Source organism: Pseudomonas sp. FW507-12TSA (assembly GCF_058781435.1).
Map to the genome: position 1 here is coordinate 82,478 of NZ_JBYSWT010000023.1, position 23,931 is coordinate 106,408.

Sequence of the window (23,931 nt, forward strand, 5' to 3'; positions counted from 1 at the left end):
CAAGCTGAAGGTTTTTTACCTGCGGGATTCAAAAATGCCGTTCGCGCCCGGCGAACAGGTCGCGTAAATTGCCGCGGTGGCGCCAGACGATCAGCAGCGTGAGCACGCTCATCGGCAACAGCGCCTCGGGCTCCTGCCAGGCCAGCAGCGGCAGGCTCAGGGGCGTGGCGATGAGCGCCGCCAGCGAGCTGGTGCGGGTGAGGTAGAAGGTCAGGACCCAGGCGGCGATGGCGACCAGGGCTGCGGGTGGATACAGCCCCAGCAGCATGCCGGCGGCGGTGGCGACGCCCTTGCCGCCGCGAAAACGGAAATACAGCGGGAACAGGTGGCCGAGCACGGCATAGAGTCCGATCCAAGCCTGTTGCTGCAACGAAAGCCCTGCGAGGCTGGCGATCAGCACAGGCACCAGGCCTTTGCACAGATCCCCCAGCAGGGTCAGGATGGCGAGCTTCTTGCCGGCCAGTCGCAGCATGTTGGTGGCGCCGGCATTGCCGGAACCGCTCATGCGCGGGTCGGGATTGCCCGTGAGGCGGCTGAGCAGGATGGCGAAGGACAGAGAGCCGAGCAGGTAGGCGAGAATCGCCAGTAACCAAAACATGCTAACTATTCCGGGCGAGGACGCCCTGATTCTAACGGGGCATTGCGCCCTTGTCGTGCTGCGGAGAAGAGTGCTTGGACAGAGTGTTTATCGAAGGACTGGAAGTGGACACCGTGATTGGCGCCTATGACTGGGAGCGGGGGATCCGCCAGTGCCTGCGTCTTGATCTGAGCTTTGCCTGGGACAACCGCCCGGCCGCAGCAGGCGATGACCTGACCCTGGCGCTGGATTACGCCAGCGTTTCGACAAGGATCCAGGCGTTTGCCGAGCAGGCCCAGTACCAGTTGGTGGAGACCTTTGCCGAGCGTCTCGCCGAGGTGTTGATGAGCGAGTTCAACATTCCCTGGCTGCGCTTGAAGCTGACCAAGCCAGGCGCTGTCCCGGCTGCCAAGGGCGTGGGCGTGGAGATCGAGCGCGGATGTCGCTGACTCAGGTATTCCTAGGGCTTGGTAGCAATATCGAGCGTGAAACCCATTTGCGTGCCGGGCTCGATGCACTGGCCGGGTTCCTGGTGGACATGCGCTGTTCAGCGGTGTTCGAAAGCCAGGCGGTGGGCATCAAGAGCGGCCCGTTCTTCAATTTGGTGGTGTCGGCCTTCACCTACTTGCCCTTGATCGAGCTCGATCGGCGGCTCAAGTTCATCGAGGCGGACAACGGCCGCTATGCACCGGACCGCAAGGGCCTGCCGCTGGATATCGACGTGCTGCTGTACGGCGACCTGACCGGCAACTTCGATGGCCTGGTATTGCCTCGCGCAGAAATCCTGAAGAATGCCTTCGTGCTGTGGCCGTTGTCGCTGATGGCTCCAGAACGTGTTCATCCATTGGCCGGCAAGAGCCTGGCGGAACTCTGGCGGCAAGCGCAGATAGACCAGGTGCTGGCGCCCGTGCCCTTCGAATGGCGCGGCCAGCAACTGACCCCCCCGGATCTGTAGGGTCCCCTTGACCGGCGGGCAAGGCACAAGACCTCGCCCGCAGGCTTTCAAGCAGCGTGCTATTCCTTGTAGGCCTTGATCGCTTTCAGGCGTGCAAGGCGCAAGGCCTCGCCCAGTTCCGGCCCCTTGAATCCTTGTTCCAGCAACGGTTGCACGGCCACCGAGCGTGCGGCATTGGCTGCGCCACGCAGGTAGTCGGCCTGTGGATAAGGTCGTGATTCCAGGCCCTGGCGGCCACGGGCGTCCATTTCGCAGGCGGCGATGAATTCCTCGAAGCGCTGGGGGCGCCGGAAAATATCGAAGTGCTGCAGCAGTTCCAGCAAGGTCGAGGCCTTGAGCTCCCGGGCGCGATGCCCATGGGTGTGGTACTGGCCTACCAGCAAGGCCAGCTCCTGGCATTCCCGGGGAGCCTTGAAGCGCTCGTTGAGTGCCTTGATCAGTTCGAGGCCTGCCTGCTCATGGCCAATATGCCGTGGCCATTGCTCCTCGGGAGTGACGCCCTTGCCGAGGTCGTGCAGCAGGCAGGCCCAGCGCACGCTCAATGGCTGCCGATGCAGGGCTGCTTGTTGCAAGACGCTGAGGATGTGCAGGCCGGTGTCCACTTCCGGATGATGGGCCGGCGGTTGCGGCACGCCGAACAACGCATCGACCTCTGGCATCAGCACCGCCAGGGCACCGCACTCGCGCAGCACCTGGATGAACACCTGGGGCTGATCCTCCATCAGGGCGCGGGAAATCTCCTTCCAGCTGCGCTCCGCTGTCAGGGCCTGTAGCTCGCCTGACTGGCTGAGCTGGCGCATCAGGTCGAGGGTCTGCGGGGCCACGCTGAAACCCAGCTCGGCATAGCGGGCGGCGAAGCGGGCAACCCGTAGCACTCGCAAGGGATCTTCGGCGAACGCCGGGGAAACATGGCGAAGAATTCGGTCTTCGAGGTCCTTCTGGCCGTGGTAGGGGTCGGTGATCTTGCCCTGCTCATCCTCGGCCATGGCATTGATGGTCAGGTCGCGGCGGATCAGGTCTTCTTCCAGCGTCACCTCGGGGCTGGCGTGGAAGGTGAAACCGCCATAGCCATGCCCGCTCTTGCGTTCGGTTCGGGCCAGGGCGTATTCCTCGCCAGTGCGCGGGTGCAGGAATACCGGGAAATCCGCGCCCACGGGACGAAAACCCTGGTCGAGCATTTGTTGGGCGCTGGCGCCGACCACCACCCAGTCGATATCGGTGATCGCTCGACCCAGCAAGCGATCCCGTACCGCGCCACCGACTTTGTAAATCTGCATAGAAAACCTCCGTTAGCGCGACAGGATAACCCTTGTGTCGTGCCAACGGAGGCTTGTCGTCGGCCTCAGAGGTGGATGACCGCCAGGTCCAGCCGCCCGTAGTCGTTTTCGCCGTGCTCGTTCCTGGGCGGTACGTGGTGGGTCTTCATCACCTGGTCGCCCTGCAGGGTTTCCAGGTGAATATCGAAGCCCCAGAGCCGGTGCAGGTGCTTGAGCACCTCGTCGGTGGAGTCGCCCAGCGGCTTGCGGTCATGCTGTTGGTGGCGCAGTGTCAGCGAGCGATCGCCGCGCCGATCGATGCTCCAGATCTGCACGTTGGGTTCGCGGTTGCCCAGGTTGTATTGCGCGGCCAGGGTCTCGCGGATGATGCGGTAGCCGCTTTCGTCATGGATCGCCGGGACCAGCAAGTCGTCCCGCTGGTCGTCGTCGAGGATGCTGAACAGCTTCAGGTCGCGGATCACCTTGGGCGACAGGTACTGCAGGATGAAGCTCTCGTCCTTGAAGCTGCTCATGGCGAACTTGATGCTCGAGAGCCAATCGGTGCCGGCCAGTTCGGGGAACCAGCGGCGGTCCTCCTCGGTGGGCTCCTCGCACATGCGCCGGATGTCGCGATACATGGCAAAACCCAGGGCATAGGGGTTGATGCCGTTGTAATAGGGGCTGTCGAAGCCCGGCTGGAACACCACGCTGGTATGGGAGGCGAGGAACTCCATCATGAAGCCGTCGGTGACCAGGCCCTCGTCATACAGGTCGTTCATGAGGGTGTAGTGCCAGAAAGTGGCCCAGCCCTCGTTCATCACCTGGGTCTGGCGTTGTGGATAGAAGTACTGGGCGATCTTGCGCACGATGCGCACGATCTCCCGCTGCCAGGGCTCCAGCAAGGGCGCATGTTTCTCGATGAAGTAGAGGATGTTCTCCTGGGGTTCGGCGGGGAAGCGTGCGTTGTCCTTGTCGCTGAGCTTGTCGGCGTTCTTGGGAATGGTGCGCCACAGGTCGTTGATCTGCTTTTGCAGGTGCTCTTCCCGATCTTTCTGCCGGCGCCGTTCTTCTTCCGCGGAAATCGGATAAGGCCGCTTGTAGCGGTCGACGCCGTAGTTCATCAGGGCGTGGCAGGAGTCCAGCAGGTCTTCCACAGCATCGATGCCATGGCGTTCCTCGCACTGCGAGATGTACTGCTTGGCGAAGACCAGGTAGTCGATGATCGAACTGGCGTCGGTCCAGGTGCGGAACAGGTAGTTGCCCTTGAAGAAGCTGTTGTGGCCGTAGCAGGCATGGGCCACCACCAGGGCCTGCATGCAGATGGTGTTTTCCTCCATCAGGTAGGCGATGCACGGGTCGGAGTTGATGACGATCTCGTAGGCCAGGCCCATCTGGCCACGGCTATAGGATTTCTCGGTGCTGAGGAAGTGCTTGCCGTAGGACCAGTGGTGGTAACCCAGGGGCATGCCCACCGAGGCGTAGGCGTCCATCATCTGCTCGGCAGTGATCACTTCGATCTGGTTGGGGTAGGTGTCCAGGGCATAGCGGGCCGCGATACGGCTGATTTCGCGGTCGTAGGCCTGGATCAGCTCGAAGGTCCATTCCGAGCCGGTGGAGATGGGCTGGCGTTTCTGCTCTCTGGCGGTCATGTCACTAACCTGCGCTGGAAGAGTTCACGGAAGACCGGATAGATATCTCCGGCCGAAACCAGTTGTTGCTGCGCGAAAGTCTCGGAGAAGGCTTCTGCGATGCGTTCATATTCGAACCACAGGGCCTGGTGTTCCCGGGGTGTGATCTCGACGTAGGTGTAGTACTGCACGAACGGCATGATCTGGTTGATCAGGATATCGCGGCAGATGGGCGAGTCGTCGTTCCAGTTGTCGCCGTCGGAGGCCTGGGCGGCGTAGATGTTCCACTCGTTGCTGGGATAGCGCTCGGCCATGATCTCCTGCATCAGCTTCAGGGCGCTGGAGACGATGGTCCCGCCGGTTTCCCGTGAGTAGAAGAATTCTTCCTCGTCCACTTCCCGGGCGCTGGTGTGATGGCGGATGAACACCACGTCGATCTTGTCGTAGTTGCGCTTGAGGAACAGGTACAAAAGGATGAAGAAACGCTTGGCGATGTCCTTGGTGGCCTGGGTCATGGAGCCGGAGACGTCCATCAGGCAGAACATCACCGCCTTGGAGCTGGGGTTGGGATGCTTCACCAGCAAGTTGTACTTGAGGTCGAAGGTGTCGAGGAAGGGCACGCGGTGAATTCTCGCGCTCAAGCGCTCGATTTCAGCTTCCAGTTCCTGGATATCGCCGAAGTTGTCCGGCTCTTCGCGCTTCAGGCGGGCCAGTTCCTCTTTCGCTTCGCGCAGCTTGGCCCGGCTGCTGCCGGACAGGGCGATGCGCCGCGCATGGGCCGAGCGCAGGGTACGGATGATGTTGATCCGCGATGGGTTGCCTTCGTTGCTGATACCCGCGCGTACGGTCTTGAAGGTATCGATGCCGGTCAGGTTGCGCTTGACCAGGTTGGGTAGCTCAAGGTCCTCGAACATGAATTCGAGGAACTCCTCCTGGGTGATCTGGAAGACGAACTCGTCCATGCCTTCGCCGGAGTTACCGGCCTTGCCGCCGCCCCCGCCGCCTCCGCCACCCCCTTGGGGCCTGGCGATATGCTCGCCGGCGGTGAATTCCTTGTTGCCCGGGTGCACGACGGTCTGTTTGCCGCCGCGTCCGTGGTGCAGGACTGGTTCGTCGATGTCTCGTCCGGGGATGCTGATCTGTTCGCCATGCTCCATGTCGGTGATGGAGCGGCGGCTGACGGCCTCCTCGACGGCCTTCTTGATGTGGTCGCGGTAGCGCCGCAGAAACCGCTGGCGGTTCACCGTGCTCTTGTTCTTGCCGTTCAGGCGTCGGTCTATTACGTAGCTCATGATTCCTCCGGTGACTGGATGCAGCCGCAAGCCTCAAGCTTCAAGCTGCAAGAAAGAGCAGCCACCGCTGCCGCAAGCCGCGGCGCGGGTTCGAACCCGACGCCGGACGACTTGCAGCTTGCGGCTTGTCGCTTGCCGCTTTATTGCGATTTCCTGACCCGCAGGTACCATTCCGACAGCAGGCGTACCTGCTTGTCGGTGTAGCCACGCTCCACCATCCGGGTGACGAAGTCGTTGTGTTTCTGTTGATCCTCCTTGCTGGCCTTGGCGTTGAAGCTGATGACCGGCAACAGGTCCTCGGTGTTGGAGAACATCTTCTTCTCGATGACCACCCGCAGTTTCTCGTAGCTGAGCCAGGTGGGGTTCTTGCCGTTGTTGTTGGCCCGGGCGCGCAGCACGAAGTTGACGATCTCGTTGCGGAAGTCTTTCGGGTTGCTGATGCCCGCCGGTTTCTCGATTTTTTCCAGTTCTTCGTTGAGCGCTACGCGGTTGAGGATTTCGCCGGTCTCCGGGTCGCGGTATTCCTGGTCCTGGATCCAGAAGTCCGCGTACAGCACGTAGCGGTCGAAGATGTTCTGGCCGTACTCGCTGTAGGACTCCAGGTAGGCCGTCTGGATTTCCTTGCCGATGAACTCGATGTAGCGCGGCGCCAGGTACTCCTTGAGGAAGCGCAGGTAGCGCTCGCGGGTTTCAGCCTGGAACTGTTCCTGTTCGATCTGCTGCTCCAGCACATACAGCAGGTGTACCGGGTTGGCCGCCACTTCGTGGGGGTCGAAGTTGAAGACCTTGGACAGGATCTTGAAGGCGAAGCGCGTCGACAGGCCGTTCATGCCCTCGTCGACACCGGCGCTGTCGCGGTATTCCTGGATCGACTTGGCCTTGGGATCGGTGTCCTTGAGATTTTCCCCGTCGTAGACCCGCATCTTGGAATAGATGTTGGAGTTCTCCGGCTCCTTGAGGCGCGAGAGCACGGTGAACTGCGCGAGCATCTTCAGGGTGTCCGGGGCGCAATGGGCCTTGGCCAGGGAACTGTTGAACAGCAGCTTGTCGTAGATCTTCACTTCGTCGGTCACGCGCAGGCAGTACGGCACCTTGACGATATAGATCCGGTCGATGAAGGCCTCGTTGTTCTTGTTGTTGCGGAAGGTGTGCCACTCCGACTCGTTAGAGTGAGCCAAGAGGATGCCGGTGAACGGAATCGCCCCCAGGCCCTCGGTGCTGTTGTAGTTGCCTTCCTGGGTCGCGGTCAGCAGCGGGTGCAGGACCTTGATGGGGGCCTTGAACATCTCGACGAATTCCATCAGACCCTGGTTGGCCCGGCACAGCGCCCCGGAATAGCTGTAGGCATCGGCGTCGTTCTGCGGGAACTCCTCGAGCTTGCGGATATCCACCTTGCCCACCAGGGCCGAGATGTCCTGGTTGTTCTCGTCGCCAGGCTCGGTCTTGGCCACGGCGATCTGGTTGAGGATCGATGGATACAGCTTCACCACGCGGAACTGGCTGATGTCGCCACCGAACTCCGACAGGCGCTTGGTCGCCCAGGGCGACATGATGGTGTTCAGGTAGCGCCGTGGAATGCCGAAGTCTTCCTCGAGGATGGCGCCATCTTCCGTGGCGTTGAACAGCCCCAGTGGCGACTCGAAGACGGGCGAGCCCTTGATGGCGTAGAAGGGCACCTTCTCGATCAGTTGCTTGAGCTTTTCGGCCAGGGACGATTTACCGCCGCCAACCGGGCCCAGCAGGTAGAGGATCTGTTTCTTCTCTTCCAGGCCCTGGGCGGCATGGCGGAAATAGGAAACGATCTGGTCGATGCATTCTTCCATGCCATGGAAGTCTTCAAAGGCCGGATAGCGCCGGATCACTTTGTTGGAAAAGATTCGCGACAGCCTCGAGTTGGTCGAGGTGTCCAGCAGCTCTGGTTCGCCAATGGCCAATAGCAGGCGTTCTGCGGCCGAGGCATAGGCGCTGCGATCCTTTTTGCACAGTTCGAGGTATTCCTGCAGGGAAAACTCTTCCTGGCGCGTGGATTCGAAGCGTTGTTGGAAGTGGCTAAAAATACTCATGACGTCACCTCGCTCGATACGTGGAGCCGGCCGCGGATCAGTCAGTCAAGTGCTGGCATGCAACTGATGAAGTTCCAGTTGCTGTTTACCCCCCAGAACACTTTCAAAGCTATCGAGCTTGAAAGCTAGTACCGATGACCCGCTCGCCGGTGTACCGGCTCTCCCCTGATTTGGATGGCCTGTGGCTAAGGATAGTTCGGAATCGCAGAGGTCAAGGCGAGATGGCGGATTAGTTACACGCTACCGTTCGTCTGGTGGCGCGTCAGCCCGCGTAGTACGCGGGCTAGAGCGGTGGAAAAAAATTATTCGGCGTTGTCCCGGGCGGTTTCCGCAGGATAGGTGCTGCGCCATAGCTCGAAACCGCCATCGAGGCTGTAGACGTCGGAGAAACCCTGGCTGACCAGGTAGGCCGCAGCGCTCTGGCTGGAGTTGCCGTGGTAGCACACCACCACCAGCGGGGCGTCCAGGTCGGCGTTGCGAATGAAGTCCGAGATGGAGTGGTTGTCCAGGTGCAGCGAGCCGCTGATGTGGTTCAGGGCGTAGGTTTGAGGGTCACGGATATCCACCACGACGGCGCCTTGTTCGCGCAGGGCCTGGGCCTGTTCTGGAGGGATGCGTTTGAATTCGCTCATGGCGGACTCCTGGGTTGGCTCGGCGCCGTCTAGGCGACGGGCGGGGTATGGATGGGGGCGGGTGCTGCATGGCCATGGGCATCGCAGTCGCAGGTCAGGCGCAGGCCGGTATCGACGTTCATCAGGGTCATGGAGCCGCCCCAGACACAACCGCTGTCCAGGGCGAAGACGCCCGGTTCGTTGCACTGGCCTTCCAGGGCCGCCCAGTGGCCGAAGATGATCTTCAACTCCCGGGTCTTGCGTTCCTTGTGGCTGAACCAGGGGGCATAGCCGGCAGGCGCGGTATCCAGGCCCTCCTTGGTCTTGAGGTCGAGCTTGCCGTCGCTGGTGCAGAAGCGCATGCGCGTGAAGTAGTTGGTGATGACCCGCAAGCGGGTGACACCCTTGAGCTCGCTGTCCCATTTCGCTGGGTCGTTGCCGTACATGCCGTCCAGGAAGGGTTCGAAGAGGTTGTCGTCACGCAGCGCCTGCTCGACTTCCGCTGCGTACTTGAGCGCCTTCTTCAGGGACCATTGCGGAGCGATGCCGGCATGCACCATGGCGACGTTGCGGGTTTCGTCGTAGTGCATCAGCCGCTGCTGGCGCAGCCATTGCAGCAGTTCCTCGCAGTCCGGGGCCTGCAGGATCTCGCGCAGGGTATCGGACTTCTTCAGGCGCTCGATATTGCGCCACGCGGCCAGCAGGTGCAGGTCGTGGTTGCCCAGTACGCAGACCAGCGACTCACGGATGGAATAGAGATAACGCAGGGTGTCCAGGGACTGTGGGCCGCGATTGACCAGGTCGCCGACCAGCCACAGGCGGTCCCGGGTGGGGTCGAAGGCTACCTGCTCCAGCAGGCACTGCAGCGGTTCCAGGCAGCCTTGCAGGTCGCCAACGGCGTAGGTTGCCATCAGTGCAGTGCCCCGGGGACCGCGAGGCGGAAGGGCGCGATGATGGCGTCGAACTGTTTGCCGTCCTCGGCCAGCATCTGGTAGCTGCCCTGCATGTTCCCGACCTGGGTGGTCATGACTGTGCCGCTGCTGTAGGTGTGGCTCTTGCCGACGGCGATCAACGGTTGCTGGCCAACCACGCCGGCACCGCGTACCTCTTCCACGTGCCCGTCGCCATCGGTGATCACCCAGTGCCGGGACAGCAACTTGGCTGGCAGCAGGCCGTTGTTCTGCACGGTGATGGTGTAGGCGAAGGCGAAACGGTTGTGCTCGGGTTGCGACTGGTCTGCCAGGAAGCGAGTGACGACGCTGACGTCGATCTGATAGCGGGGATCGGACATGCAAAGGGCCTTTAAAGCAAAGCGGGGCGCGGGACAGGATTGACGCAGGTCAGTCTAGGTCAAGTAGCGGGTAGGACACCAGACATCCTGGTTGACGTCCTACCCGCTGGCGCTGGGAGGGTTGCTCAGCTGGCGGGCTTGGCCTGGTCGGCCAGTTGGTCGGCCAGGCGCACGAACGCGGCCAGGTCCAGCTGTTCAGGGCGCAGGCTGCCGTCGACGCCGGCGGCTTCGATCTCGGCATTGCTCAGGAGGGCCTTGAGGGTGTTGCGCAGGGTCTTGCGGCGCTGGTTGAAGGCTTCGCGAACGATGCGTTCCAGCAACCGATGGTCCTTGGCCGGATGCGGCAGCACTGCGTGGGGCACCAGGCGCACGATTGCCGAGTCGACTTTCGGCGGCGGGTTGAAGGCGCCAGGGCCGACATTGAACAGGTGCTCCACGCGGCAGTGGTACTGGACCATGATCGACAAGCGGCCCCAGTCGCCACCGCCTGGGCCGGCGGCCAGGCGCTCCACCACTTCCTTCTGCAGCATGAAATGCATGTCGCGGATCAGGCTGGCGTTGTGCAGCAAATGGAAGATCAGCGGCGTGGAGATGTTGTAGGGCAGGTTGCCCACCACCCGCAGGCTGCCTGGCGCGGCACCCAGGGTGTTGAAGTCGAACTTCAGGGCATCGCCCTGGTGCAGCTTGAAGTTGCCGCGGCCAGCGAACTGCTGGTTGAGGATCGGCACCAGGTCCTTGTCCAGCTCCACCACGTCCAGTTGCGCGCCGCTGCCCAGCAGGCCCTCGGTGAGGGCGCCCTGGCCCGGGCCGATTTCCAGCATGCGGTCCTGGGGCTTGGCGTTGATGGCCCGCAGGATGCGGTCGATGACGCCAGCGTCATGCAGGAAGTTCTGACCGAAGCGCTTGCGCGCCCGGTGTTGGTATTGCTCGCTCATATACGGTTCTCGGCCATCTGGTAGGCGGTTTCCAGGGCGACCTGCAGGCTGCCGGTATCGATCCTGCCGCTGCCGGCCAGGTCCAGGGCGGTGCCGTGGTCGACTGAGGTGCGGATGATCGGCAAGCCTAGTGTCACGTTGACGGCGGCGCCGAAGCCTTTGTACTTCAGCACGGGCAGGCCTTGGTCGTGGTACATCGCCAGCACTGCGTCGCAGTGCTCCAGATATTTGGGGGTAAACAGAGTGTCGGCCGGCAGCGGACCACGCAGGTCCATGCCTTCTTGGCGCAGACGCTCCAGGGTAGGTTCGATGATGTCGATTTCTTCGCGGCCCAGGTGGCCGCCTTCGCCGGCATGGGGGTTGAGCCCGCAGACCAGGATTCGCGGCTGGGCGATGCCGAACTTCTGTTGCAGGTCGGCATGCAGGATCCGCGTGACCCGTTCCAGGCGCTCGGGGGTGATCGCATCGGCGATATCCCGCAGCGGCAGATGGGTGGTCACCAGTGCCACGCGCAAGCCGCGGGTGGCCAGCATCATGACCACCTGCTGGGTCTGGGTCAGGTCCGCGAGGAACTCGGTATGCCCGGAAAAGGCGATCCCGGAATCGTTGATCACGCCCTTGTGTACGGGGGCGGTGATCATCCCGGCGAAGCGACCGTCCAGGCAACCCTGGCCGGCACGCGTCAGGGTCTGCAGGACGAAGGCGGCATTGGCCTGGTCCAGTTGGCCGCTGGCTACGGGTTTACCCAGGGGGGTATCCCAGACATAGAGGCTGCCCGCCGCTGCCGGAGCATCCGGCAAGTGCTCCGGGTCCACCGACAGCAGGGTGACGGCCACTCCCAGTTGCGCGGCCCGCTCGAGGAGCAGGTCGCGGCTGGTAATGGCAATCAGGGGGTGGGGCTGGGGTTGCGAGGCGAGCAGCAGGCATAGGTCGGGGCCTATACCCGCCGGCTCGCCGGGTGTCAGGGCGAAACGTGCGGGTTTCACTGTGCCGCCTGTTCAGCGCCAGGAAGCTTGATTTCAACGTAGGCCTCGTCGCGGATCTGCCGCAACCAGGTCTGCAACTCTTCGTCGTACTTGCGGTTACGCAGGACGGTCATGGCTTGCTGCTCGCGGGCCTGGCTGGTGCTGTCGGTGGCGCGACGGCCAAGGACTTCCAGTACATGCCAGCCATAAGGGCTCTTGAACGGCTTGGACAGCTGGCCCTGTTGGGTCTTGGCCATCACTTCGCGGAACTCCGGCACCAGGGCGTTCGGGTCGATCCAGTTGAGGTCGCCACCGTTGAGTGCCGAGCCCGGATCTTCCGAGTAGCTCTTGGCCAGTTCGGCGAAGTCTTCACCGGCAGTGATGCGTTCGTAGAGCTTCTGCGCCAGGCGCTTGGTCTCTTCTTCGCTGCGGATCTCGCTAGGCTTGATCAGGATGTGGCGCACATGCACTTCGTCACGCACCTGGTTGCCACCGCCACGCTTGTCCAGCAGCTTGAGGATGATGAAGCCGCCAGGAGTACGAGCCGGCTGGGTGATGTCGCCAACCGACATCGCACTCAGTTCACGGTCGAATGGAGGTGGCAATTGCGCGGCCTTGCGCCAGCCCATGTCGCCGCCTTCCAGGGCGTTGTCGCTGCCGGAGCGGGCGATGGCCAACTGGGCGAAGTCGGCGCCCTGCTTGAGCTGCTGGTACACCTCCATGGCCTGGCGGGCAGCGCCCTGGATGGCTTCGGAGCTGGCGCTTTCCGGAGTCGGGATCAGGATGTTGGCCAGGTGCAGTTCTTCGGAGAGCTGCATCTTGCCCAGGTCCGAGGCGAGGAAGTTCTTCACTTCCTGCTCCGATACCTGGATGCGCTCGGCCACACGGCGTTGGCGCACACGGCTGATGACCATCTCGCGGCGTACCTGCTCGCGGGCATCTTGATAAGACAGGCCGTCACGGGCCAGGGCGCCACGGAACTGCTCGACGCTCATGTTGTTGCGCTGGGCGATGGTGCCAATGGCCTGGTTCAGTTCTTCATCGGTGATGCGGATACCGGAACGCTCGCCGATCTGCAGTTGCAGGTTCTCGACGATCAGGCGCTCCAGTACTTGCTGTTCCAGGACGCTGGCAGGTGGCATGCCGCCGCCGCGCTTGGCGATGGTCTGCTGGACTTCGTTTACCCGCTGGTCCAGCTGACTCTGCATGACCACGTCGTTATCGACGATGGCCACGACCTTGTCGAGGGACTGCACCGCGGCGCTGGCCGCAGTGCTCAGGAACAGCGCGCCCAGCATCAGCGGGCGCAGACAATCAGAAAGCTTGGTCTTCACGTTCACGATAACCTTGGATGCCTTTGTCGAGGAAGCTCTCTACCTTGGTGCCCATGACGCCACCGAGACCTTTCAGAACGATTTGGAGGAAGATGCCGTGGTCGCCACTTTCGTTTTGCGGAGCCTCCTGACTGAACTCGTCATACTTGACCCAGTAACGGCTGATCAGGCGCAGTTTCCAGCAGCAGTTGTCATATTCGAAACCACCGAAGGCCTCGAGCGTGCGGTTACGGTTGTAGTCATACTGCCAGCGGCTGATGGCGTTCCACTGCGGCACGATCGGCCAGATCACCGAGAAGTCATGCTGCTGGATCTTGTAGTAGTCCTTCACGTAGCCAGGTTGGCCTCGGACCCCGTAGTCGCCACTACCAACTTTCCAGGTACCACTGTTCTGGTCATAGCGGATCTGGTCGTTGCGATAGCGATAACCGACGTTGACCACCTTGTTCGGGTTGTCTTCCGGCTGGTAGTGGAACATTGCGCTGCCGGAACGAGGGCTACGGCTGTCCGGGTCCCAGTTGTATTCGGCGGTAGTGCGCCAGTCGCGGTTGTAGCGGTATTCGTATTCCAGCGCATAAGGCGAGACGTTGGACTTGGCATCGTCGCGGGTGCGGTAGTCGATACCTGGCAACTGGACGGTGCGGTCCTTGAAGTAGAAGGCTTGGCCGACGCTGATGCGCTGGCGCTGGAAGCCATTGTCTTCGATCCAGCGACTGGTCACGCCCAGGGACAGCTTGTTTTCATCGCCGACACGGTCGGAGCCGGTGAAGCGGTTATCCCGGAACAGCGAGGCGTAGTTGAAGGTCGGCTCGCCGGTATCGAATACCGGGATGTCTTCCTGATCCTTCTCTGGAACGTAGAGGTAGAACATCCGCGGCTCCAGGGTCTGGCGATAGTTCTTGCCGAACCACTGGGTATTGCGGTCGAAGTACAGGCCGCCATCGACACTGGCGATCGGCACACCACGGCTTTGCGAGCTGTTGTAGTCGCCGCCAATGTAACGGGTGCCGTTAGCGGCAGCGGCGTTGCGTGCCGTGATAATGCCCTGCTTGCCCGTGTTGTCGAGGTCAAGGTTGTAGCGGGTGTACATGTACTTGAGCGATGGTGTCAGGTAGCCATAGGTCCAGTTCAGCGGCAGGCTGACACCGGGCTTGAGGTTCAGGCGATCGCCGTTGGCGCGGTCCAGGCCGGCGACGTTGGCATCCAGGCGGCGAGTACCTATTGCATTGCCAAGTTCATCGAACGGACCACCATCCTTGTCGAAATAGTTGCCTTTCTGTAGATCCCGATCAAAACGCACCAGCTCGGTTTCATAGGTGAAATCCAGGCCTTCGGGGTGGTAGGGCAGGGAACCGTTGAAGGTGATCTGCGGCAGCTTGTCATACGGAGTGATGTTGGAAACCGTTGCCAGCTGGTACGCCTGCACGTTGAGGCGTGCGGTGTAGTCGTCGCCACGGTAGGTTACCGCGCCCTGCTGGTTGACGTAGTCGGCGGACTTCACGCCGATCTGGTCGGTCTGCAGGTCCTGGAAGTAGTACGGGTCGCTGATCTTGGTGTAGTCGACCTCGGTCATCGTCCGCGAATCGAGCCCGCCCTTGTGCTGCCAGTTGAGCATGTAGCGGGTTTTTTCGTAGTCGGTCTGCTTCTTGCGATCGTCGCTTTCGTCGTTCAGGTAGGCGGCGCCGAACTGGCCCTCGCTGTTCTTGGTCAGGTAGCGGAACTCGCCTTCCATCAACATGCCGCGCTTGGCCATGTAGCGCGGATACAACGTGGCATCGTAGTTCGGTGCCAGGTTGAAGTAGTACGGGGTGACCAGCATGAAGCCGGTGTCGCTGCCGGTACTGAAGCTCGGTGGCAGGAAGCCGGACTGGCGGCGATCGTCGATCGGGAAGTAGATGTACGGGGTATAGAGAACCGGGAAGTCCTTGACCCGCAGCGTTACGTTGGTCGCGGTACCGAAGCCGGTCGCCGGGTTCAAGGTGATGTTGTTGCCCTTGAGCTGCCAGGCGTTGCTGTTCGGTTCGCAAGTGGTGTACGTACCATCCTTGAGGCGGATGATGGCGTTTTCCGCCCGCTTGGCATATAGCGCACTGCCGCGAACCCGCGATTTGTGCATCACGTACTCGGCGTTGTCGACCTTGGCCTCGCCAGTGTCGAGCTGGACGTCGGCGTGGTCGCCGACCATCAGTGTGCCGTTGTCGCGGATGCGCACGTTGCCGCTCAGTTCGCCGCGGTTCTCGGCCTGGTACAGGTTGGCCTCGTCGGCCTCGACCTGCATGCTGCCCTGGCGCATGACCACGTCGCCGGCCAGGGTCGCCACCTGCTGCTCCTGCTGATAACGCGAGGCCTTGGCGCCGATGAAGGTCGGTGCGTCACTTTTCTTCGTCTTGTCATTCATGCCAGGACGAATCGGTTCGATATAGGAACCAGAGCAGTAAGGACCGGTCTCGGCCAGTTGGGCGGCGGTGAGCTGCTCACGCGGTACCCAGTCGAGATGGCTGTAGTCCGCGCTGCGGGACTTCAGGCCACGACCCTTGGCTTCGGTCACCAATACCGGCTTGTCGCCAGCATCTTGCGCCGCACCGCTGTCGGTGGCGCCGCTGGAGGTGAGCGAGTTGGCGTCGTGGACCGGGCGCGGCGGCAATTGGGCTGCACTGGTCTTGGGGGCACAGGCCCAGCCGCCGGAAGCGGAGACCGAACAGTCGTACTGTTCCGCGGCGACCACGAAGGAAGTGGCTAGAGGTTGCAGGGCCAGCAAACCGCCGGTGACCAGCAACGGGAATTTTTTACGAAACGCGGGGGATTTCAATGCCATCTTATTAGTCCGGGCTTCCTGCGTGCCATCTGCCCGCGGTGTTGGGCCGCACGCCTCTCGATGGTCTGAAAAAGATGCTGGATAATAAAGCATGACCCGCTTGACGGCTAGGGCCGTCGGAGACCCTTGTAATGCCTGACCAAGATGTACGCTTGCAACACCTGAAAGTTTGGCTCGATGAACAGTTGGCGATTGTCTATGCAGCACAGGGCTGGGGTGAAGTGCCCCCGGCTACCTTGGTCGCGGCCAGCAGCGACGCGAGTTTCCGCCGTTATTTCCGTTGGCAGGGCGCAGGCCGCAGCTTTGTGGTGATGGATGCTCCGCCGCCCCTGGAGAACTGCCGGCCCTTCGTGGAAATCGCCGGCCTGTTGGCGACTTCCGGTATCAATGTGCCGAAAATTTTTGCCCAGGACCTGGAGCGCGGCTTCCTGCTGCTCAATGACCTGGGTAGCCAGACCTACCTGGATGTAATAAACGAAGACAATGCCGACGCGCTCTTCGAAGACGCATTGCAAGCGCTGCTGGCCTTCCAGCAACTACCCATGGATGCCCCCTTGCCCAGCTACGATGTGGCCCTGCTGCGCCGCGAGCTGGAGCTGTTTCCGGAGTGGTACGTCGGCCGTGAGCTGGGCATTACCCTTACTGCCGAGCAGCGCCAGCAATGGCAACGGGTCAGCGACCTGTTGATCGACAGCGCCCTGGCGCAACCCAAGGTTCTGGTCCATCGCGACTATATGCCGCGCAACCTGATGCTCAGCACGCCGAACCCGGGGGTGCTGGACTTCCAGGACGCGGTCTACGGCCCGGTGACCTACGACATCACCTGCCTGTTCAAGGACGCCTTCCTCAGCTGGCCGGAACCGCGCGTGCGGCTCTGGCAGGAAAACTACTGGACCCGCGCCCGGGCCCTGGGTATTCCGGTCCAGGAGGATTTCCAGGAGTTCCTGCGGGCCAGCGACCTGATGGGCGTGCAACGCCACCTCAAGGTGATCGGGATCTTCTCGCGCATCTGCCACCGCGATGGCAAGCCGCGCTACCTGGCCGATGTCCCGCGGTTCCTGGCTTATATAGAAGCGGTGCTGGCCCGTCGGCCTGAATTGTCGGAGCTGGCGCAACTGCTGTTCAGCTTGAGCCAGCCGGCAGGAGCCCAGGCATGAAGGCGATGATCCTGGCGGCGGGCAAGGGCGAGCGCATGCGCCCATTGACCCTGACCACGCCCAAGCCCCTGCTGCCGGTGGCCGGCATGCCTCTGATCGAATACCACCTGCGGGCCCTGGCGGCCGCAGGTTTTCGCGAGATCGTCATCAATCATGCCTGGCTTGGCCAGCAGATCGAGGATGCCCTGGGCGACGGCCAGCGCTGGGGCCTGAGCATCCGCTATTCGGCAGAAGACCAGCCGCTGGAGACCGGTGGCGGGATCTTCAAGGCCTTGCCGTTGCTGGGCGACGAGCCCTTCCTGGTGGTCAATGGCGATATCTGGACCGACTACGATTTCGCCAGCCTGCGCCGGCCCCTGGATGGCCTGGCCCACCTGGTGATGGTCGACAACCCGCCGCACCATCCCACCGGTGGCGACTTCTGCCTGGAAAACGGCCTGCTGCACGACGGCCAGCCGGGCGCGCCGACCCTGACCTACAGTGGCATTTCGGTGCTGCATCCTCGCCTGTTCCAGCACTGCGCCGCCGGCGCCTTCAAGTTGGCGCCGCTGTTGCGCGAGGCCATGGCCCGGGGCCAGGTCAGTGGTGAGCACATGCGCGGCCAATGGGTCGATGTGGGAACCGTCGAGCGTCTGGCGCAGGTCGAGCACCTGCTGCAAGCGGGGCGCTGACATGTGGTGGCCAGGGACTCTGATCGGAGCCGGAGCAGGTTTTGCCATAGCCAGCATTCCGGGGGCCATGCTTGGTGCGTTGCTGGGGCAGGCGCTGGATCGGCGCATGCAACTGCACAGCTGGGCACATCTACGTGAACGCCTGGGCGGGCGTCCGGCGCTGCGCAACGATGAGTTGCTGTTCGTCTTGCTCGGGCGCCTGGCGAAAAGCGACGGTCGGGTGGTGGATGGGCATATCCAGCAGGCGCGCCAGGAAATGCGTTCGCTGGACATGAACGAAGTGGCGCAGCGCCGGGCCATCGCCGCCTTCAACCGTGGCAAGTCGGGCAATGACCACCTGCGCGGCTACCTGCGCCGCCTGGGTCGTCAGCCCTATGCCGCCGAAGGCGTGCTGCGCGCCTGCTGGCGCATGGTCTGGGCCGACGGCCGGGTCGGTGCGGCGGAGCGCGAGTTGATCCAGTCCTGGGGCAAATGGCTGGGTTGGAGCAGCGAGCAGATCCAGGCGCTGGCCCAGGACTACGGTCCCGCCAGGAGAGACACCGCCGAAGCCGGCATGAGCTACCAGGAGGCCCTGCGCCTGCTGGGGGTGGCGGCGACCACCGAGCCGGCGCAGATCAAGCGTGCCTATCGGCGGCTGCTCAGTCGCCACCACCCGGACAAGGTCGCCGGTAGCGGCGCGACGCCGGAGCAGGTGCGCACTGCCACGGAGAAAACCCGCGAACTGCACAGCGCCTATGCGCTGGTGCGCCAGCGCCGGGCCTTTCGCTGAAAGCAAGGCCGGGCCGCCGCTGCTTCTTTGGCAGAGGCGCCCCGGTGTTTTCAGTTATCGGCGTTTTGCGGATTGAGCCAGCCACGGACCCGGCGGAACAGCTGCTCCTGCTGGGCGCTGTCGTTGCCGGGCAGGGCCTTGAGGGAGATCTGGCTGAAGTTCGAGTGCTTCAAGCGCTTGCTGGCCTGCAGTCGCTCCAGTGCCTCCTTGCGCGCCACCGCTGTGTCGACATAGAAGATATCGGCAGTGGCCAGTTTCAGGGTCGGGGTCAGTTCCGCCAGTTGCGGCTTGCCGTTGCTTGGCGAACGAGCCTCGACCAGCACCAGTTTCTGTACCTGCGATGGCTGTTTTTCGTTCAGGTAGCGCGCGGCCCAATAGGCGCCGGTGCCATGGCCCAGCAGCACGATGCTGCGGGCATTCTGCTGTTCGGCGTAGGCCAGGGCCGCGTCGACCCGGGCGAAGATGCGCTCGGCGTCGGCCTTGACCTGCTCCTCGGTGGTTTCGGCGACCGGATGATCGGCCACATCGGCTTCACCGCCGGCGACCTGCTCGATGGGCTTGGCCTCGGTGCTGGCGTCCTTGGCGGTATTGGCGCTTTCGGTCGGTGCCGCGGGAGCCGCCTCGACAATTCGCGGTTGTGCCGCTTCGCTTTGCATATCGGGGAGGGTCAGGCTCAGGCTGCCCCAGTCGGTGTCGGGCAGGCGATTGCGCAATGGCGCCACCACCTGTGGCCAGTCGGCGCTTTCCCCGGCTCCAGGGAGGATGATCACCACGCCCTTGGGCTCGCTGGTGTTGGCCGGTTTCCACAGGGCCAGGAAACTGCTGTCGCCAGCTTGCAGTTGCTGCTGTTCCTGGGTGGGCAAGCGGCGTTCCAGGGCGGTGGCATCTTCCTGGCTGCGTTCGGGCAGGGCGGGGCGTGGCGCCGGTTGTTCCTCGGCAGGCTTGGCCTCGGGAGCCGGATCGTCGGCGTGGGCGGAAAAGCTCCAGGGCAGGATCAGCGACAGGCACAATACGGGCAGTGCCGAGCGGGGGACGAGGGGCATCGGATATTCCAGGCCAGAAGTAATTCCGGCAGCCTAATGGGTTGGTCAGTATTTGTCAGGGTGTGAGACTTCAGATGATGCGCTTTCGCTGCCTCTTGCTTATCGGCTGTCTGTGCCTTCCCTTGATAGGCGCGGCGGCGCCGGCGGCCCGCGAGCCTGCCGCGGTCCTGGGCCATGAGCTGCGCCAGTGGCTGGAGCAGCACCCGGAGCTGCGCGTGGGGGTGGTGCTACAGGCGCCCTTGGCCCAGTACGACCGGCGCTTGCAACGCTTGTCCGGGGCCAACGTCGAGTTGATGCAGGCCGTGGCCAGGACCCTGGGCACCGAGTTCAGCTGGCGCAACTTTCCCGACCAGGCCCAACTGGAAAAGGCCCTGCGCGACGGCGAGATCGATATGGCCCCGGGCCTGACCCAGACCCCAGCCGGCCTGCGCCTGTGGCTGTACAGCGATCCTTACATGCGGGTGCCGCAACTGGTGGTGGGAGAGCGCAAGGCTTCCGGGGCGGTGGAGCTGGAGAAGCTCGACAGCCAGGCCCGGGTGGCGGTGCGCATGCCCAGCGCGGTGTCCGAGTACCTGCGCCAGACCTACCCCAACCTCAACTTGCAGGGCGTGCCCCTGGAGCGCCAGGCCTTGCAGTTGCTATTGAGCCAGCAGGCCCGCTACGCGGTAGTGGATGAAGCCCAGCTCAGCCGCCTGTCCGCCGAGGCGGAGTTCTCCGGCCTGGCGGTGGTGGGCGATATCGGCCTGCCGCAGCTGTTGCGGGTGGCCACCCGGCGCGATTGGCCGGAACTGGCCAGCATCATGCAAACCGCCCTGCGCACGATCCCCGCCAAGGAGCTGGAACAACTGCACAACCGCTGGCTGCAACCCAAGTATCCGCGCCTGGGCGAGTCCCCCGGCGCCTGGCGCAGCCTCAGCCTGTTGCTGGCCCTGCTGTTGCTGGGCAGCCTGGGCTTGATCCTCTGGCTGCGCCGCCAGCAACGTGGGCTGGAACAGCAGCTGCTGGCGGCCCGGGAAGACATCGCCTTGCGCGCCGCCAGCGAGGAGGCCTTGCGCCTGACCCAGTTTTCCATCGACCAGAGCACTGTGGGCATCCTCTGGGTCAATTGGGACAGCCACGTGCGCTATGCCAACCGCGCCGCCGAAGAAATGCTCGGCTATGCCGCGGGTGGAGTGATCGAGCGGCCGCTGATCGATTTCGAACCCAACCTGCACATGGATCGCTGGCTCAACCTGTGGAAGCGCGCCCGGGCCAGCGCCGGGGGCGTGCAGAGCTTCGAAAGCCAGTGCGTACGGGCCGACGGCAGCATCCTGCCGGCGGACGTGTCCTTGAGCTTCCTGCGTTTTCGCGACAGCGAGTACCTGGTGGTCTACCTCACCGATGTCACCGAGCGCCGTCGCGCCCTGGCGGCCCTGCGCGAGAGCGAAGCGCGGCTGCAAGGCATCGCCGCCAACGTGCCGGGCCTGGTGTTTCGCCTGGAGCGCGCGCCAGTCAGCGGGCAGATCGACTTCGCCTACATCAGCGAGGGCAGCCAGACCCTGGTGGGCTACTCGCCTGCGGTGCTCGCCCATCGCGACAAGGGCCTGCGCAGCCTGGTGCACCCTGATGACAAGGCCAGTTACCACCAGACCCAGGACCAGGCCCTGGACACCGACAGCGACTGGTCCTGGCAGGGGCGTATCCTCACCCGCCAGGGCCAGCAGCGCTGGGCCGAGATCAAGGCGATTACCCGGCAGCTGGACGACGGCACCTTCGTCTGGGACGGCATCGTCTGGGACATCAGCGAGAGCAAGCGCATCGAGTTGGAGCTGGCCAGTTCCCGCGAGCAACTGCGCGAGCTGTCGGCGCACCTGGAGAGCGTGCGGGAAGAGGAAAAGGCCCGCATTGCCAGGGAAGTCCATGACGAACTGGGGCAGATGCTCACCGTGCTCAAGCTGGAGACCTCCATGTGCGAGCTGGCCTACGCCCAGCTCGATCCCGGGCTGAACGAGCGCCTCAACAGCATGAAGCGCTTGATCACCCAGCTGTTCCAGTTGGTGCGCGACGTGGCCACGGCCCTGCGCCCGCCGATCCTGGATGCCGGTATCGCCTCGGCCATCGAATGGCAGGCCCGGCGTTTCGAGGCGCGTACGCAGATCCCGTGCCTGGTGGACGTGCCGGATAACCTGCCACGCCTGAGCGACGCCAAGGCCATCGGCCTGTTCCGCATCCTCCAGGAGGCCCTGACCAACGTCATGCGCCATGCCCAGGCGCATACTGTGGAGCTGTCCCTGGTATTGGACGGGCCACAGTTGTGCATGAGCATCAGCGACGATGGCCTGGGGTTCGATACCGCCGCCACGCGCCCCACCTCCTTTGGCCTGGTGGGGATGCGCGAGCGAGTGCTGATCATGGGCGGCAGCCTGGCGCTGCACAGCGAGCCGGGGGAGGGCACCAGCCTGACCGTCCGGGTGCCCCTGGACCGACAACAATAACGAGGAGAACCGCGTGATCCGTGTACTGGTAGCCGAAGACCACACCATCGTCCGCGAAGGCATCAAGCAACTGATCGGCCTGGCCAAGGACCTGACGGTGGCGGGGGAGGCGAGCAACGGCGAGCAACTGCTGGAGACCCTGCGCCAAGTGCCTTGCGAGGTGGTGTTGCTGGACATCTCCATGCCCGGGGTGAACGGTCTGGAAGCCATCCCACGAATCCGCGCCCTGAGCGATCCGCCGGCGATCCTGGTGCTGTCGATGCATGACGAGGCGCAGATGGCCGCCCGGGCCCTGAAGATCGGCGCCGCGGGCTACGCCACCAAGGACAGCGATCCGTCGCTGCTGCTGACGGCCATCCGCAAGGTGGCGTCCGGTGGGCGCTACATCGACCCGGAACTGGCGGATCGCATGGTCTTCGAGGTCGGCCTGACCGATGCCCGGCCACTGCATTCGCTGTTGTCCGAGCGTGAATTCTCGGTGTTCGAGCGCCTGGCCCAGGGGGCCAATGTCAACGACATCGCCCAGCAACTGGCCTTGAGCAACAAGACCATCAGCACCCACAAGGCGCGGCTGATGCAAAAGCTCAACGTCACCTCCCTGGCCGAGCTGGTGAAGTACGCCATGGAGCACAAGCTGCTCTGAGCCAGCTCCCCCGCCACAATGGAGACGCCCCGAGGTCGATGGTCCTGGCCAAGGCATTGGCGGGGCATATCCGTTTACGACATCGCCACTTCCCGGCCTTTGCCTGTTCTTGGGGCTTGCCGCTTCAAGCTTGCCCCTGCTCTTGTCTGTTTCCGCCATTCTTGTAGGGCAATCCCTACAGGCAGCCTTCCAGGCGGCTGAGGCGAATCTCTCCTACCCCCCGATTTCCGGGCTTTGTGGGCTGCACTAGGCTTGCCCTACAGCCGTCTAAAACAAAAAGGTGCGGGTATGAGCGAGGTCGATTCAAGCGCTGGGGCCAATGATGTTCTGGTCAGCTTTCGTGGTGTGCAGAAGAGCTACGACGGCGAGAACCTGATCGTCAAGGACCTCAACCTGGAAATTCGCAAGGGCGAGTTCCTCACCCTGCTCGGGCCGTCCGGCTCCGGCAAGACCACCAGCCTGATGATGCTGGCCGGTTTCGAGACGCCGACCGCCGGCGAGATCCAGTTGGCCGGGCGCTCGATCAACAATGTGCCGCCGCACAAGCGCGATATCGGCATGGTGTTCCAGAACTACGCGCTGTTCCCGCACATGACCGTGGCCGAGAACCTGGCGTTCCCGCTGTCGGTACGGGGCCTGGGCAAGACCGACATCAGCGAGCGGGTCAAGCGCGTGCTGAGCATGGTCCAGCTGGACTCTTTCGCCCAGCGCTATCCGGCGCAACTGTCCGGTGGCCAGCAGCAACGGGTCGCCCTGGCCCGGGCCCTGGTGTTCGAGCCGCAGCTGGTACTGATGGACGAGCCCTTGGGGGCGCTGGACAAACAGCTGCGCGAGCATATGCAGATGGAGATCAAGCACCTGCACCAGCGCCTGGGCTTGACCGTGGTCTACGTGACCCACGACCAGGGCGAGGCCTTGACCATGTCCGACCGGGTGGCGGTGTTCCACCAGGGCGAGATCCAGCAGATCGCCCCGCCGCGGACCCTCTACGAAGAACCGAAGAACACCTTCGTCGCCAACTTCATCGGCGAGAACAACCGCCTCAGCGGTCGCCTGCACAGCCACGACGGCGAGCGCTGCGTGGTGGAGTTGGGGCGTGGCGAGAAAGTCGAGGCATTGGCGGTCAACGTCGGCCAGGTCGGCGGCCCGGTGACCCTGTCCATCCGCCCGGAGCGGGTGAGCCTCAACGGTTCCAGCGAACACTGCGCCAACCGCTTTTCCGGGCGGGTGGCGGAGTTCATCTACCTGGGCGACCACGTCCGAGTGCGCCTGGAAGTCTGCGGCAAGAGCGACTTCTTCGTGAAACAGCCGATTGCCGAGCTCGATCCAGCGCTGGCGGTGGGCGACGTGGTACCGCTTGGCTGGCAAGTCGAGCACGTTCGTGCGCTCGACCCGCTTCTAGAGGCGAATTGATCGCCCCCCCCCTTGCAACACCAACCTGCACGTGGAGAA

The 23,931-nt window shown here is 63.2% G+C and carries 20 protein-coding genes and 2 pseudogenes; 8 read left to right on the forward strand and 14 right to left on the reverse strand.

Annotated features, from left to right (window positions below):
- Positions 1–28: 28 nt before the first annotated feature.
- The gene (plsY, locus tag AC3WK8_RS21045) at positions 29–598 is read right to left on the reverse strand and encodes a glycerol-3-phosphate 1-O-acyltransferase PlsY (protein WP_022641433.1); all 570 of its coding nucleotides are present in this window, start codon (positions 596–598) and stop codon (positions 29–31) included.
- Positions 599–672: 74 nt separating this feature from the next.
- Here plsY and folB point away from each other — a divergent pair, with 74 nt between their 5' ends.
- Positions 673–1,026, forward strand: a complete 354-nt coding sequence (gene folB / locus AC3WK8_RS21050; protein WP_103325768.1) for a dihydroneopterin aldolase — start codon at positions 673–675, stop codon at positions 1,024–1,026.
- On the forward strand, positions 1,017–1,532 hold the full coding sequence (gene folK / locus AC3WK8_RS21055; protein ID WP_103325769.1) for a 2-amino-4-hydroxy-6-hydroxymethyldihydropteridine diphosphokinase: 516 nt from the start codon (positions 1,017–1,019) through the stop codon (positions 1,530–1,532). The genes folB and folK overlap by 10 nt, the downstream gene beginning before the upstream one ends.
- 59 nt (positions 1,533–1,591) lie before the next feature.
- Here folK and AC3WK8_RS21060 read toward each other — a convergent pair whose 3' ends face one another.
- The 12 genes and pseudogenes from AC3WK8_RS21060 to AC3WK8_RS21115 form a co-directional block, all read right to left on the reverse strand.
- Positions 1,592–2,809: a multifunctional CCA addition/repair protein gene (locus AC3WK8_RS21060; protein WP_103325770.1), complete on the reverse strand. Its 1,218-nt coding sequence runs from the start codon at positions 2,807–2,809 to the stop codon at positions 1,592–1,594.
- A 65-nt stretch (positions 2,810–2,874) separates the two neighbouring features.
- A complete protein-coding gene (locus tag AC3WK8_RS21065) occupies positions 2,875–4,437 on the reverse strand; it encodes a SpoVR family protein (protein ID WP_103325771.1) in 1,563 nt (520 codons plus the stop codon).
- Positions 4,434–5,708, reverse strand: coding sequence for a YeaH/YhbH family protein (locus tag AC3WK8_RS21070; protein ID WP_053137622.1), 1,275 nt, complete (start codon positions 5,706–5,708; stop codon positions 4,434–4,436). Before AC3WK8_RS21070 ends, AC3WK8_RS21065 begins: the two co-directional genes overlap by 4 nt.
- A 140-nt stretch (positions 5,709–5,848) precedes the next feature.
- Positions 5,849–7,771 carry a PrkA family serine protein kinase gene (locus tag AC3WK8_RS21075; RefSeq protein WP_011063831.1) on the reverse strand — a complete coding sequence of 641 codons (1,923 nt, stop codon included), beginning with the start codon at positions 7,769–7,771 and terminating at the stop codon, positions 5,849–5,851.
- A 302-nt stretch (positions 7,772–8,073) separates the two neighbouring features.
- On the reverse strand, positions 8,074–8,403 hold the full coding sequence (gene glpE, locus AC3WK8_RS21080; protein ID WP_022641427.1) for a thiosulfate sulfurtransferase GlpE: 330 nt from the start codon (positions 8,401–8,403) through the stop codon (positions 8,074–8,076).
- 29 nt (positions 8,404–8,432) lie between these two features.
- Positions 8,433–9,293 carry a symmetrical bis(5'-nucleosyl)-tetraphosphatase gene (locus AC3WK8_RS21085; protein WP_103325772.1) on the reverse strand — a complete coding sequence of 287 codons (861 nt, stop codon included), beginning with the start codon at positions 9,291–9,293 and terminating at the stop codon, positions 8,433–8,435.
- On the reverse strand, positions 9,293–9,673 hold the full coding sequence (gene apaG / locus AC3WK8_RS21090; RefSeq protein ID WP_022641425.1) for a Co2+/Mg2+ efflux protein ApaG: 381 nt from the start codon (positions 9,671–9,673) through the stop codon (positions 9,293–9,295). The genes AC3WK8_RS21085 and apaG overlap by 1 nt, the downstream gene beginning before the upstream one ends.
- A 125-nt stretch (positions 9,674–9,798) precedes the next feature.
- Positions 9,799–10,608 (reverse strand): 16S rRNA (adenine(1518)-N(6)/adenine(1519)-N(6))-dimethyltransferase RsmA, encoded by an 810-nt coding sequence (rsmA, locus tag AC3WK8_RS21095; RefSeq protein ID WP_022641424.1) that lies wholly within the window; start codon positions 10,606–10,608, stop codon positions 9,799–9,801.
- A complete protein-coding gene (gene pdxA, locus AC3WK8_RS21100) occupies positions 10,605–11,594 on the reverse strand; it encodes a 4-hydroxythreonine-4-phosphate dehydrogenase PdxA (protein WP_085599136.1) in 990 nt (329 codons plus the stop codon). Before pdxA ends, rsmA begins: the two co-directional genes overlap by 4 nt.
- Positions 11,591–12,907 (reverse strand): peptidylprolyl isomerase SurA, encoded by a 1,317-nt coding sequence (gene surA / locus AC3WK8_RS21105; RefSeq protein ID WP_143494776.1) that lies wholly within the window; start codon positions 12,905–12,907, stop codon positions 11,591–11,593. Before surA ends, pdxA begins: the two co-directional genes overlap by 4 nt.
- Positions 12,888–15,461, reverse strand: a pseudogene (locus tag AC3WK8_RS21110) (LPS-assembly protein LptD); the annotation flags it as partial. The gene surA and the pseudogene AC3WK8_RS21110, both read right to left, overlap by 20 nt.
- A 62-nt stretch (positions 15,462–15,523) precedes the next feature.
- Positions 15,524–15,722, reverse strand: a pseudogene (locus AC3WK8_RS21115) (hypothetical protein); the annotation flags it as partial.
- Between the two features lie 131 nt (positions 15,723–15,853).
- On the opposite strand from AC3WK8_RS21115, the gene AC3WK8_RS21120 reads away from it, so the two are divergent.
- Genes AC3WK8_RS21120 through AC3WK8_RS21130 form a run of 3 tightly spaced genes read left to right on the forward strand, consistent with a single transcriptional unit; the run spans position 15,854 to position 18,319 of the window.
- Entirely contained in the window at positions 15,854–16,879 is a 1,026-nt protein-coding gene (locus AC3WK8_RS21120; RefSeq protein ID WP_103325774.1) for an aminoglycoside phosphotransferase family protein, read from the forward strand.
- Positions 16,876–17,550, forward strand: a complete 675-nt coding sequence (gene murU / locus AC3WK8_RS21125; RefSeq protein WP_103325775.1) for an N-acetylmuramate alpha-1-phosphate uridylyltransferase MurU — start codon at positions 16,876–16,878, stop codon at positions 17,548–17,550. Before AC3WK8_RS21120 ends, murU begins: the two co-directional genes overlap by 4 nt.
- A gap of 1 nt (position 17,551) precedes the next feature.
- Entirely contained in the window at positions 17,552–18,319 is a 768-nt protein-coding gene (locus tag AC3WK8_RS21130) for a TerB family tellurite resistance protein (RefSeq protein ID WP_103325776.1), read from the forward strand.
- A gap of 50 nt (positions 18,320–18,369) precedes the next feature.
- Here AC3WK8_RS21130 and AC3WK8_RS21135 read toward each other — a convergent pair whose 3' ends face one another.
- Entirely contained in the window at positions 18,370–19,362 is a 993-nt protein-coding gene (locus tag AC3WK8_RS21135; RefSeq protein WP_085599144.1) for an alpha/beta hydrolase family protein, read from the reverse strand.
- 74 nt (positions 19,363–19,436) lie between these two features.
- Here AC3WK8_RS21135 and AC3WK8_RS21140 point away from each other — a divergent pair, with 74 nt between their 5' ends.
- From AC3WK8_RS21140 to AC3WK8_RS21150, 3 genes are all read left to right on the forward strand, one after another.
- Positions 19,437–21,836 (forward strand): PAS domain-containing sensor histidine kinase, encoded by a 2,400-nt coding sequence (locus AC3WK8_RS21140; protein WP_103325777.1) that lies wholly within the window; start codon positions 19,437–19,439, stop codon positions 21,834–21,836.
- A 13-nt stretch (positions 21,837–21,849) separates the two neighbouring features.
- Positions 21,850–22,479, forward strand: a complete 630-nt coding sequence (locus AC3WK8_RS21145; protein WP_103325778.1) for a response regulator — start codon at positions 21,850–21,852, stop codon at positions 22,477–22,479.
- A 288-nt stretch (positions 22,480–22,767) separates the two neighbouring features.
- On the forward strand, positions 22,768–23,892 hold the full coding sequence (locus AC3WK8_RS21150; protein ID WP_022641413.1) for an ABC transporter ATP-binding protein: 1,125 nt from the start codon (positions 22,768–22,770) through the stop codon (positions 23,890–23,892).
- Positions 23,893–23,931: the final 39 nt, after the last annotated feature.